This is a genomic window from Pseudomonas sp. MIL9 (genome assembly GCF_016887925.1).
In the GTDB taxonomy this organism is placed as follows: Bacteria; Pseudomonadota; Gammaproteobacteria; order Pseudomonadales; family Pseudomonadaceae; genus Aquipseudomonas; species Aquipseudomonas mohnii.
This window is the reverse complement of the sequence record NZ_JAFEHE010000019.1, coordinates 1-12557: the sequence shown is the minus strand read 5'-3', so window position 1 is coordinate 12557 and position 12557 is coordinate 1. Positions and strand designations below refer to the sequence as shown.

At 60.5% G+C, this 12557-nt stretch carries 11 protein-coding genes; 9 read left to right on the top strand and 2 right to left on the bottom strand.

From position 1 onward, the window contains the following. Positions 1-75 precede the first annotated feature (75 nt). The 5 genes from JQF37_RS19055 to JQF37_RS19035 all read left to right on the top strand — a co-directional run bounded on the left by JQF37_RS19055 (position 76) and on the right by JQF37_RS19035 (position 4849). Positions 76-1506 (top strand): coniferyl aldehyde dehydrogenase, encoded by a 1431-nt coding sequence (locus tag JQF37_RS19055; RefSeq protein WP_130206698.1) that lies wholly within the window; start codon positions 76-78, stop codon positions 1504-1506. Positions 1507-1534: 28 nt separating this feature from the next. Further along, entirely contained in the window at positions 1535-2080 is a 546-nt protein-coding gene (locus JQF37_RS19050; protein ID WP_130206700.1) for a twin-arginine translocation pathway signal protein, read from the top strand. Positions 2081-2200: 120 nt separating this feature from the next. Continuing rightward, entirely contained in the window at positions 2201-3796 is a 1596-nt protein-coding gene (locus tag JQF37_RS19045; RefSeq protein ID WP_130206702.1) for a GMC family oxidoreductase, read from the top strand. Positions 3797-3911: 115 nt separating this feature from the next. Further along, positions 3912-4391 (top strand): pantetheine-phosphate adenylyltransferase, encoded by a 480-nt coding sequence (coaD, locus tag JQF37_RS19040; protein ID WP_007939322.1) that lies wholly within the window; start codon positions 3912-3914, stop codon positions 4389-4391. A gap of 206 nt (positions 4392-4597) precedes the next feature. Then, positions 4598-4849, top strand: a complete 252-nt coding sequence (locus JQF37_RS19035; RefSeq protein ID WP_003176712.1) for a YfhL family 4Fe-4S dicluster ferredoxin — start codon at positions 4598-4600, stop codon at positions 4847-4849. Between the two features lie 195 nt (positions 4850-5044). Here JQF37_RS19035 and mutM read toward each other — a convergent pair whose 3' ends face one another. Both mutM and JQF37_RS19025 read right to left on the bottom strand, forming a co-directional pair. After that, positions 5045-5857, bottom strand: a complete 813-nt coding sequence (gene mutM, locus JQF37_RS19030; protein ID WP_130206706.1) for a bifunctional DNA-formamidopyrimidine glycosylase/DNA-(apurinic or apyrimidinic site) lyase — start codon at positions 5855-5857, stop codon at positions 5045-5047. Positions 5858-5901: 44 nt separating this feature from the next. Beyond that, complete coding sequence (locus tag JQF37_RS19025) at positions 5902-6717, bottom strand: HDOD domain-containing protein (protein WP_189340380.1); 816 nt, start codon at positions 6715-6717, stop codon at positions 5902-5904. Between the two features lie 226 nt (positions 6718-6943). On the opposite strand from JQF37_RS19025, the gene JQF37_RS19020 reads away from it, so the two are divergent. From JQF37_RS19020 to ilvD, 4 genes are all read left to right on the top strand, one after another. Continuing rightward, positions 6944-8140, top strand: a complete 1197-nt coding sequence (locus JQF37_RS19020) for a class I SAM-dependent rRNA methyltransferase (RefSeq protein WP_090326160.1) — start codon at positions 6944-6946, stop codon at positions 8138-8140. A gap of 200 nt (positions 8141-8340) precedes the next feature. Continuing rightward, positions 8341-8799 carry a transposase gene (locus JQF37_RS19015; protein WP_130206710.1) on the top strand — a complete coding sequence of 153 codons (459 nt, stop codon included), beginning with the start codon at positions 8341-8343 and terminating at the stop codon, positions 8797-8799. A gap of 221 nt (positions 8800-9020) precedes the next feature. Then, on the top strand, positions 9021-10223 hold the full coding sequence (locus JQF37_RS19010) for an MFS transporter (protein WP_130206712.1): 1203 nt from the start codon (positions 9021-9023) through the stop codon (positions 10221-10223). A gap of 259 nt (positions 10224-10482) precedes the next feature. After that, positions 10483-12324 carry a dihydroxy-acid dehydratase gene (ilvD, locus tag JQF37_RS19005; RefSeq protein WP_130206713.1) on the top strand — a complete coding sequence of 614 codons (1842 nt, stop codon included), beginning with the start codon at positions 10483-10485 and terminating at the stop codon, positions 12322-12324. Positions 12325-12557 lie beyond the last annotated feature (233 nt).

Genomic DNA, 12557 nt, shown 5'->3' with positions numbered 1-12557 from the left:
GCGGCAGGATGCCATTTGACTTTCTAGAGCATAGACTCTAAAACGAGCCTCATTACAATAAATCCGGAGCCGACCATGACCGCTGGAATTTCCTACCTGCAAGACCAGCAGCAGCCTCTGGAAGAACTCCACAACCTCTTCAACGCGCAGCGCGCCGCCTACGCCGCCAACCCGATGCCACCCGCGGCCCAGCGCCAGCAGTGGCTCAAGGCATTGCGCGACCTGTTGAGCGCTGAACGCGAACCCCTGATTGATGCCATCAGCCAGGACTTCAGCCACCGCAGCCCCGATGAAACCCTGCTCGCCGAATTGATGCCCAGCCTGCATGGTATTCATTACGCCAGCCGCCACCTCAAAGGCTGGATGCGAGCGTCGCGCCGCAAGGTCGGCGTGGCCTTCCAGCCTGCCTCGGCCAAAGTGGTTTACCAGCCGCTGGGCGTGGTCGGGGTGATCGTGCCGTGGAACTACCCGTTGTACCTGGCCATCGGGCCTCTGGTCGGCGCGTTGGCGGCGGGCAATCGGGTGATGCTCAAGCTCAGCGAGTCCACGCCTGCCACCGGCTTGCTGCTCAAGGACCTGCTGGGACGAATCTTTCCCGACGACCTGGTCTGCGTGGTACTGGGCGAGGCCGATATCGGGGTCGCGTTTTCACGACTGCGTTTCGATCATTTGTTGTTCACCGGCGCCACCAGCATCGGTAAACACGTGATGCGGGCCGCTGCGGAGAACCTGACGCCCGTTACCCTCGAATTGGGAGGCAAATCCCCCGCCATCGTGTCCAACGACGTGCCCCTCAAGGACGCCGCCGAACGCATCGCTTTCGGCAAGACCCTCAACGCCGGGCAAACCTGCGTGGCGCCAGACTACGTGCTGGTGCCCGAAGACCGCGTCGGTTCTTTCGTCGAAGCCTATCGCCAGGCGGTTCGCGGGTTTTTTCCGACCCTGGCCAACAACCCGGACTACACCGCGATCATCAATGATCGCCAACTGGCGCGACTCAATGGCTATATCAGCGATGCCACCAGCAAAGGCGCGCTGCTGGTACCGCTGTTCGAACAGGGCCAGGGACGCCGTATGGGCCACAGTTTGCTGCTCAACGTCAGCGACGACATGACGGTGATGCAGGACGAAATCTTTGGTCCGCTGCTGCCGATCGTGCCGTACAAGGATCTGGATCAGGCGTTTGCCTACATCAACCAGCGCCCTCGCCCACTGGCGCTGTACTACTTCGGCTATGACAAACGCGAGCAAAACCGCGTGCTTCATGAAACCCATTCCGGCGGCGTGTGCCTGAACGACACCCTGCTGCACGTTGCCCAGGACGACATGCCCTTCGGCGGCATTGGCGCCTCGGGCATGGGGCATTACCACGGCCACGAAGGTTTCCTGACCTTCAGCAAGGCCAAGGGTGTGCTGATCAAACAGCGGTTCAACGCGGCGAAACTGATCTACCCGCCGTACGGAAAATCCATTCAGAAACTGATCCAGAAGCTGTTCATCCGCTAACGATCGTCACCGTCGGGTAATAACAACAATGAGCCCAAGCCTGTCCGATACACCCGCGCTGTCACGGCGCGGCCTGCTCAAGTTCAGCCTCGGCGCCAGCGCCTTTCTTGCCATGGCCGGATTGGGAGCCAGCCTGAGCGGGTGCTCGTCGAGCATCCCGGCCAGCGGATTTTCGTCTTTGCGCAGTGGCGACCTGCTGTTTCTGCGGGCACTGGTGCCGGTCATGCTCGAGGGTGCCGTGGCCGTCGAACGGATGCCCGACGCCGTCGAAGGCACCCTGAAAAGCCTGGATTACAACCTTGATCACCTGTCGCCGGAAATGCTCAAGCTGACCCGGCAACTGTTCGACGTGCTGGGCATGGCCGTGACCCGCGGACCACTGACCGGCATCTGGGGCAGTTGGGAAAACGCCAGCGGCGCTGAGATCCGGCATTTCCTCGATCGCTGGGAGAACAGCGCCTTGGGCCTGTTGCGCATGGGGCACAGCTCGTTACTGCAACTGGTGATGATGGCCTGGTACGGCCGCAAGGAATCCTGGGCCCATTGCGGGTATCCAGGACCGCCAACGGTTTGAAATCGAGTCGACCCTATCGCGGGCAGGCTCGCTCCCACAGAGGATCGCGTACCCCTTTGCTCGCGAAGACGGCCTCATGAACACCGCTGATCCAAACCATAACAACAAGAGAACCCGAAGATGCCCGTACCCGATCCGTTCCGCGAAGGCATGGCCCGTGGCTGGAAAACCTACAACGGCTCGCAACTGACCCAGGACCTGAGCCTCGAAGCGGATGTGGCGATCATTGGCAGTGGCGCCGGCGGTGGAACCACGGCCGAAATCCTCAGCGCAGCCGGTTACAAAGTACTGCTGATCGAGGAGGGTCCGCTCAAGACCAGCAGCGACTTCAAGCTGCTTGAAGACCAGGCCTACGCCAGCCTCTATCAGGAAGGCATCGGCCGCATGAGCAAGGACGGTGCGATCACCATCCTCCAGGGCCGCGCGGTGGGCGGCACCACGCTAATCAATTGGACCTCCAGCTTCCGCACCCCGGAGCCGACCCTGGAACACTGGGCCAGGGAGCACAACGTCAAGGGCCACTCGCCGGCTGAAATGGCGCCGTGGTTCGAGAAAATGGAACAGCGCCTGGGGGTCGCCCCGTGGAGGGTTCCGCCCAATGCCAACAACGATGTGATCCGCAAGGGCTGCGAGAAACTCGGCTACAGCTGGCATGTGATCCCGCGCAACGTGCGCGGCTGCTGGAACCTCGGCTACTGCGGCATGGGCTGCCCGACCAACGCCAAGCAATCGATGATGGTCACGACCATTCCGGCCACGCTGGAAAAGGGTGGCGAGTTGCTGTACCTGGCCCGCGCTGAAAAGCTCATTCTGGCGGGCGACAAGGTCACTGGCCTGCAATGCATGGCGATGGACGAGCGCTGTGTCGAACCCACAGGGCGCCGCATCACGGTCAAGGCGCGGCATTACGTACTGGCGGGCGGCGGAATCAACAGCCCGGCGCTGTTGCTGCGCTCCGACGCGCCTGATCCGCACAAACGGCTGGGCAAACGGACTTTCCTGCATGTGGTGAACATGTCCGCCGGGCTGTTTGATGAGGTGATCAATCCGTTTTACGGGGCACCGCAGTCGATTTACTCCGACCATTTCCAATGGCTGGACGGCACCACTGGCAGGATGGCCTACAAACTGGAAGTCCCGCCGCTGCACCCCGCATTGGCAACCACGCTGCTCGGCGGTTTTGGCCAGGAAAACGCGCAGCACATGGCCAACCTTCCCCACACTCACGCCATGCTCGCGTTGCTGCGGGACGGTTTTCACCCGGATAGCCCCGGCGGTGCCGTCGAGTTGCGCGGTGATGGCACGCCGGTGCTCGATTACCAGATGACGCCTTATGTGTGGGAAGGCTTGCGCCGTGCGTTCCACAGCATGGCCGAGATTCAGTTCGCCGGTGGCGCCAAGGCGGTGATGCCAATGCACGCCGATGCCCGTTATGTGAAAACCCTGGGCGAAGCGCGCATGCTGATCGATGGCTTGAGCCTGGAGCTGTACCGCACCCGGCTGGGCAGCGCCCATGTAATGGGCGGTTGTGCCATGGGCGAAGACCCGAAAACCGCTGTGACCGACAGCCTCGGTCGACATCATCAACTGGCCAATCTGTCGATACACGACGGCTCGCTATTCCCCACCAGCATTGGCGCAAACCCGCAGTTGTCGGTCTACGGGCTGACCGCGCAACTGGCGACTTCCCTGTCCGAACGTTTGAAAAACTCATGAAAACGACGAATATTCCCATCGTCTATAGTGCTTCCTTACCCAACAGGCGACTTGGCCGACCGGTTAGGCTGCGATACCATCCGACTCCCCAACGCACTCCCGCCAGGACGACGCGATGAACCGAGTGTTGTACCCAGGTACCTTCGACCCTATTACCAAGGGCCATGGCGATCTGGTCGAACGCGCCTCGCGCCTGTTCGACCACGTGATCATTGCCGTCGCCGCCAGCCCGAAGAAAAACCCGTTGTTTCCTCTGGAACAGCGCGTGGAGCTGGCCCGCGAGGTCACCAAACATCTGCCGAACGTTGAAGTCGTCGGCTTCTCGACACTGCTGGCGCACTTTGCCAAAGAGCAGAATGCCAACGTGTTCCTGCGTGGTCTGCGCGCGGTGTCGGATTTCGAGTACGAATTCCAGCTGGCCAACATGAACCGTCAGCTGGCTCCGGATGTGGAGAGTCTGTTCCTCACCCCGTCCGAGCGTTATTCGTTCATTTCCTCGACGCTGGTCCGTGAAATTGCAGCCCTTGGCGGCGATATCACCAAGTTCGTGCACCCTGTGGTGGCGGACGCCCTGACCGAACGCTTCAAGAAATAACCCCCGCACACTGCAGGGGCGAGCCTGCTTGCGATGGACGTCAACGATAACGCGGGAAACCTGACACCCCGCGGCGTTCTCGGGTTCATCGCCAGCAGGCTGGCTCCTGCAGTACGTCGCACCTGCGTGCAACGCAGGCGCCAATGCGGCACAATTACGCGCATTGATTTATTGCGCCCGGGCCTGCCGCCCTGGCTGGAGTTAGCATGTCCCTGATCATCACCGACGATTGCATCAACTGCGACGTCTGCGAACCTGAGTGCCCGAACGCCGCCATTTCCCAAGGCGAAGAGATCTACGTGATCGACCCGAACCTGTGCACCCAGTGCGTCGGCCACTACGACGAACCTCAGTGCCAGCAGGTCTGCCCGGTCGATTGCATTCCGCTGGACGAAGCCCATCCGGAAACTCAAGAGCAGTTGATGGAGAAGTACCGGAAAATCACCGGCAAGGCTTGAGTCTTTCGATATCTGTTCAAACGCCATCGCGGGCAGGCCCGCTCCCACACGGATCGCTTAAACCCTGTGGGAGCGGGCTTGCCCGCGATGACGTCATCAGATGCACCTAATATCCGACTGAATAACTCCCGCCGCTCAACCCTCTCCCCAACTCCGGCTGGACAGACAGAACCCTGCCTATAGACCGCAGGCGTGTCAGCGCTGACAGCGTGGGCAAAAGACGCTGGCGCGCTGCCCGAGCTTCACTTCCCGCAGCTCTGTCCCACAGACTTTGCACGGTTCAGCGCCACGGCCGTACACGAACAGTTCCTGCTGGAAGTAGCCCGGCTGACCATCACCACCGATAAAGTCCCGCAACGTGGTGCCTCCGCGCTCGATGGCAGCGGCCAGGATGCGTTTGATTTCGATCGCCAGCTTCAGATACCGCGCCCGGGAAATGCTTTTGGCCTCGCGACGGGGGTCGATCCCGGCGGCGAACAGCGCTTCGGTCGCGTAGATGTTGCCGACGCCCACCACCACCGCGTTATCCATGATGAACGGCTTGACCGCCATCGAACGCCCGCGGGATTGCTGGAACAACCGCTCGCCATCGAACAGGTCGGTCAGTGGCTCTGGCCCGAGGCGAATCAACAATTCGTGGTTGAGCGGGTCGAGGCTCCACAGCATCGCACCAAACCGTCGCGGGTCGGTGTAACGCAGGGCCAGGCCCGATTCGAGCTCGATATCCACGTGTTCATGCTTGGCCGCCGGCGTGCCGACCCCCACCAGACGCAGATTGCCCGACATGCCCAGATGACTGATCAACGTACCGACTTCGGCATTGATCAGCAGGTACTTGGCGCGCCGTTCAACCAGCACGATACGCTGCCCGGACAACCGCACATCGAGGTCTTCGGGAATTGGCCAGCGCAGCCGACGATCGCGCACGATTACCCGACTGACACGCTGGCCTTCCAGGTGCGGTGCAATGCCGCGACGAGTGGTTTCGACTTCTGGCAGTTCAGGCATGGTGTTCTCGAATCGGGCGCTCGAAAAAGAAGAAGGTCCGACACTCAGCGGTGAGTGCCGAGATCGCGAATGGTCTGCTTGAGGGTTTCGAAGTCGTAGTCCGACAGACCGACGTAATCGAGCACCAGATGCCCGATGCTGTTCCATTCGTGGTCTTCGGTCTGGTTGCCCAGCACGCGGTAGGACGCACAAATGTGCTCCGCCATTTTCAGGATCGCCAACAGGTTTTTCAACGTGCTGTTGCGCGACGATTCATCGCTGAAGATCGCCAGGGCATTGTGATGGTTGGCAATCGCGGCCGTCACATGTTCCGGCAGGCGCCAGGACTTGGCCGTGTAGTAACCGACCACCGCGTGATTGGTGTTGAACGCTTTGTTCTCGGTATCCACCACCCGGCACTCGGGGCCGGCATTGGCATAGGCCTGTTCCAGAACGCTCATGTAGTCGGGGAAACGCTGGAGCATCAGCGGTACGCCACAGTCGTGGAACAAGCCCAGGGCATAGGCTTCATCGCCAGCCTGGGTGCCGGTGCGCTTGGCCAGGGTCAGGCAAGTCATCGCCACGTCCTGGGCCGTATCCCAGAAACGGTTCAAGGTGACGATGGTTTCATCGTTCATCTCACCCTTGATCGACTGGGCGTTGATCAGGTTGATGATCGAACGGCTGCCCAGCAGGTTCACCGCGCGCTGGATCGAGGCGATCTTGTTCGTCAGGCCGTAATAAGGCGAGTTGACGATTTTCAACAGGGAGCCCGAGAGACCTGGGTCCTGGGAAATCAGCTTCGCGATCACCTCCAGATCCGGGTCCGGCATGTACTGCTCCATCTGCAAATCCACCATGATCTGCGGTTGAGCGGGCACGCTAATGCCTTGCAGGGACTGTTGGATCTGTTCGGGAGTCAGCTCTTGGGACATAAGTACACACTCTGGGCCAGGCGCAGATTCTAGCGTCTAAAAGCGGGATTCGACATGACAAATCGACAGACATGGCGTTATCGCGAGCGGACAGCCCTCGCCGCATGTCTACCGCTGAACCTGCATACGTCTCAACACGCTATACTCCCGCTCTTTTTTCTGGAGCGACGTCATGTCCCTGCCTAGCCTGCGCCTCAAAGCCAACGCCGACCGTCGTCTGCGCAACGGTCATTTGTGGGTCTATAGCAACGAAATCGATGTAGCGGCGACCCCTTTGCACGGTTTCAAGGCCGGCGATCAGGCGATCCTCGAAGCCGCAGGTGGCAAGCCCCTGGGTATCGTGGCCATGAGCCCGAACAACCTGATCTGCGCCCGCCTGCTGTCGCGCGACATCAAGCTGCCGCTGGACAAGTCGCTGCTGGTGCATCGCCTGAACGTCGCCCTGTCGCTGCGTGATCGCCTGTTCGACAAACCTTTCTATCGCCTGGTCTACGGCGACTCCGACCTGCTGCCAGGTCTGGTGGTCGATCGTTTCGGCGACATCCTGGTCGTGCAGATCGCCTCGGCGACCATGGAAGCCCATAAAGACGACGTGATCGCGGCCCTGACCCAAGTGCTCAAGCCAAGCGGCATTCTGTTCAAGAACGACTCCGCTGCCCGTGATGCCGAAGGCCTCAATCGCTATGTCGAAACCGTCTTCGGCCTGGTGCCGGAGTGGGTTGCACTGGAAGAGAACGGCGTGAAATTCGAAGCGCCGGTCATCCAGGGCCAGAAAACCGGCTGGTTCTACGACCACCGCATGAACCGCGCACGCCTGGCGCCTTATGCCAAAGGCAAACGCGTACTGGACCTCTACAGCTACATCGGCGGCTGGGGCGTTCAGGCTGCTGCCTTCGGTGCCAGCGAAGTGTTCTGCGTCGATGCCTCGGCCTTCGCCCTCGACGGCGTCGAGCGCAACGCCGCGCTGAACGGCTTTGCCGAGAAAATGACCTGCATCGAAGGCGACGTCTTCGAAGCCCTGAAAGAGCTGAAAGCCAGCGAAGAACGTTTCGACGTGATCGTGGCCGACCCGCCGGCGTTCATCAAACGCAAGAAAGACATGAAGAACGGCGAAGGCGCCTACCGTCGCCTGAACGAGCAAGCCATGCGCCTGCTCACCAAGGACGGCATCCTGGTCAGCGCTTCGTGCTCGATGCATTTGCCTGAAGATGACCTGCAGAACATCCTGCTGACCAGCGCCCGTCACCTGGATCGCAACATCCAGATGCTCGAGCGCGGCGGCCAGGGCCCGGATCACCCGGTACACCCGGCCATCGCCGAAACCCGTTACATCAAGAGCATCACCTGCCGCCTGCTGCCAAACAGCTAACACCCCCCTGTAGGAGCGAGCCTGCTCGCGAAAAACGCAAAGACAACGCGGATAGCCAGACACACCGCGTTATCGTTGACGTTCATCGCGAGCAGGCTCGCTCCTACAGGTGCAGGACATATCCTGATCCACTGTCGATACGACAACCTCCCGCCCCACGCCTACCGTTTTCTCTTCCCACCATTGAAGAGGACAACGGAATGTCCAACACGCCAAAAGCCCATCGATTACGCACAGGTCGACACTCGCAATCCTGTCGCCTCTATCACCTGACCGCTGTCACCCATGAACGACAACCTCTCTTCCAGGATTGGCGCACGGGCCGATTGTTGGTGCACGAATTCAGAAGGGCTCAGGAAGCCGGCCATGCCACGTCTATAGCCTGGGTGATCATGCCGGATCACTTCCACTGGTTGATTGAACTGCACAACGGTGACTTGCCGAAGCTGGTGCAAGCCACCAAATCTCGCTGCACACGCCTCATCAATCAGAAACGGGATCTATATGCTCCTGTATGGCAAAAGGGCTACTTCGACCGAGCCCTGCGTCGTGAGGAAGATCTGAAAGCCATGGCTCGATACATCATCGCCAACCCGCTTCGCGCAGGGCTTGTCGACCGTGTCGGCAATTATCCACTCTGGGACGCCATCTGGCTCTGACGCACAATTCACTGTAGGAGCGAGCCCTGCTCGCGATGAACTCAATGACACCGCGGGGTATCAGATTCCCCGCGTTATCGTTGACCACCATCGTCGGAACGCCGCCCGGAGCAGGCTCGCTCCTACAACAAATTCAGAAAGGGCCCACGCCCTGCCGCATTGACTTGCGTCTTCATCAAATCAATTCTCGTCCACCCCTCACGGAACGAGCGCGTTGATGAATGCCGCACGCCAATGACGCCAACGAAAAGCCGTTAATCGTCCTGCTGCTGATGACCATGACCCTGCTGGGCGTATTCCCGCTGGACGTGGTTCTCCCCTCCTTTCCAGACCTGTCAGCCTCCTTCCGGATTTCGCCTTCCGAGGCGGCCCTGTCTGTCAGTCTGTTCGCCGTCAGCCTGGCGTTCTCCGTGATGCTGGTTGGCCCACTATCGGACATGTGGGGCCGCAAGAAGCTGTTGTTGGGCGGTATCGCCATCGCGGCCATTGGCGCGGCGGGATGCGCGGTTTCCAGTGAATACCGTTGGTTCCTGGGTTTTCGCGTGGTCCAGGCAATCGGCTGCGGGGCATTCTCGCTGTCACAGGCACTGGTGCAGGATTTGTTCGCGGGCCAGGAAAGGCAGCGACTGAGGATCTGGATGGTGACCGCCAGTGGCGTATTCATTTCGATTTCGCCGTTGCTCGGGACCTGGCTGCAATTGCAGCTTGGCTGGCAAGGCAGCTTTTATGTGTTTGTCGCACTGGCCGTTTCAGCAGGGTCAAGCGCCTGCTGGCTGCTCAAGGAGCCCCCAGCTATCCGCACCGCATCGCGCGGGGGATTTTTCAGTGCCTACTGGCATGTGTGCTCGAATGCACGCTTCATGGCTTACTGGCTGATTTCGGCGCTGGCCTTCGCCTGCCATTTTTCGTTCATCGTGACGTCACCCATTATTTTCATGGAGCTCCTGGCCCTCTCACCCTATGAATACGCCTGGACGCTGCTGCTGTACGGCGTTGCGTACGTAAGCGGCGGCGCAGTCGCCAACGTCTTGCACAAACGCCTGCGAGGCCATACGCAGATCGTTGTTGGCCTGGGGCTGATCGCGGTTTCGGGTGTGCTGATGCTGTGGCTGATTCACCACTTCGGCCTGTCTGTCGCTGCGGTACTGGTGTCCATGCTGATCTGCACGATCGGGACCACCATCACCAGGCCAGTCGTCAATAACAGGGCGATGAGCATCCACCCGCAATACGCCGGAACCTCGACTTCGGTCGGCGCCGTGCTGATCTTCATGGGCGGCGGCGTCACCAGCGTGGTGATCAATCTCATGTCCGGGGACCTGACCACGACACTGGCCATTGTTTTTCTGACATTGAGTCTTGCGGGCCTTGGCCTGAACGCACTGATCAACCACAAGAATCAAAGGGCGCTGGACGGTGTATGACACCTGCCGGTCGTCATCCCGCACGTGCCGTATATGCCGGATCAACGCTTCACGGCATTCCCTCCAGCCACCAGCCGTGTAGAATCGCGACATTCATCGCCAGTCATCCCCCGGCGGGTTTATGAGCTCAAGCTGAAGCGCGCGGCGATCCCGCAAAGTTTTCGGCAACTTCCGGACACACGGCCATTTCTGGGTGTTCCAGACGTCAATAGAAGCTCACTTCCCTTTTGATACCTGATTTAGCCGCCCGGAGTGCTTCATGCCTGATTATCGTTCGAAAACATCCACCCACGGCCGCAACATGGCCGGCGCCCGCGCACTGTGGCGCGCAACAGGGATGAAAGATGCCGACTTCAAAAAGCCGATCATCGCCATCGCCAACTCGTTCACCCAGTTCGTACCGGGCCACGTGCACCTGAAGGATCTGGGCCAACTGGTCGCCCGCGAAATCGAACGCGCCGGCGGTGTGGCAAAAGAATTCAACACCATTGCCGTCGATGACGGTATCGCCATGGGCCACGACGGCATGCTGTATTCGCTGCCGAGCCGCGAGATCATCGCCGACTCCGTGGAATACATGGTCAACGCCCACTGCGCCGACGCGATCGTCTGCATCTCCAACTGCGACAAGATCACCCCTGGCATGCTGATGGCCGCCCTGCGCCTGAACATCCCGGTGATCTTCGTTTCCGGCGGCCCGATGGAAGCCGGCAAGACCAAACTCGCCTCCCACGGACTCGACCTGGTCGACGCCATGGTGATCGCCGCCGACTCCAGCGCTTCTGACGAGAAAGTCGCCGAGTACGAGCGCAGCGCCTGCCCGACCTGCGGTTCGTGCTCCGGCATGTTCACCGCCAACTCGATGAACTGCCTGGTCGAAGCACTGGGCCTGGCACTGCCGGGCAACGGTTCGACCCTGGCCACCCACAGTGACCGCGAGCAATTGTTCCTGCAGGCCGGCCGCACCATCGTCGAGCTGTGCAAGCGTTACTACGGCGAGAACGACGAGTCGGTATTGCCGCGCAACATCGCCAACTTCAAGGCGTTCGAAAACGCCATGACCCTGGACATCGCCATGGGCGGTTCCACCAACACCATCCTGCACTTGCTGGCCGCTGCCCAGGAAGCCGAGATCGATTTCGACCTGCGCGACATCGACCGTCTGTCCCGTCACGTGCCGCAACTGTGCAAGGTCGCGCCGAACATCCAGAAGTACCACATGGAAGACGTGCACCGTGCCGGCGGGATTTTCAGCATCCTCGGCTCGCTGGCCCGTGGCGGCCTGCTGCACACCAACCTGCCGACCGTGCACAGCCGCAGCATGGAAGAAGCCATCGCCAAGTGGGACATCACCCAGACCACCGACGAAGCCGTGCATCACTTCTTCAAGGCCGGTCCGGCAGGCATCCCGACCCAGACCGCGTTCAGCCAGTCGACCCGCTGGGAAACCCTGGACGACGACCGTGAAAACGGCTGCATCCGCAGTGTCGAGCACGCCTACTCGAAAGAGGGCGGCCTGGCCGTGCTGTACGGAAACATCGCCCTCGATGGCTGCGTGGTGAAAACCGCAGGCGTGGACGAGTCGATCCACGTCTTCGAAGGCAATGCGAAGATCTTCGAAAGCCAGGACAGCGCCGTACGCGGCATCCTCGCCGACGAAGTGAAGGAAGGCGACATCGTCATCATTCGCTACGAAGGCCCGAAAGGCGGCCCGGGCATGCAGGAAATGCTGTACCCGACGTCCTACCTGAAATCCAAAGGCCTGGGCAAAGCCTGTGCCCTGCTCACCGACGGCCGTTTCTCCGGCGGCACCTCGGGCCTGTCCATCGGTCACGCGTCGCCTGAAGCGGCTGCCGGTGGCGCCATCGGCCTGGTGCAGGACGGCGACAAAGTGCTGATCGACATTCCGAACCGCTCGATCAACCTGTTGATCAGCGACGAAGAACTGGCCGCGCGCCGGGTCGAGCAGGACAAGAAAGGCTGGAAACCGGTGGAAGTGCGCCCACGTAAAGTGACCACGGCCCTGAAAGCCTATGCCCTGCTGGCCACCAGCGCCGACAAGGGTGCTGTGCGTAACAAGGCGATGCTCGACGGGCTGTAAGGCTTAACCGTCGAACAAAAAAATACCCCGCCAAGTGCGGGGTATTTTTTTGGACAACATCCGGTCAACTGTAGGAGCGAGCCTGCTCGCGAAAAACCTGAGAGCACCGCGGGGTATCAGGCTTCCAGCGTTATCGTTGACGACCATCGCGAGCAGGCTCGCTCCTATGTATGGACTCGCCCCCACTTTCAACCCGCTTTTGAACACTGCTACCCGGTTGCATCTATGTATAA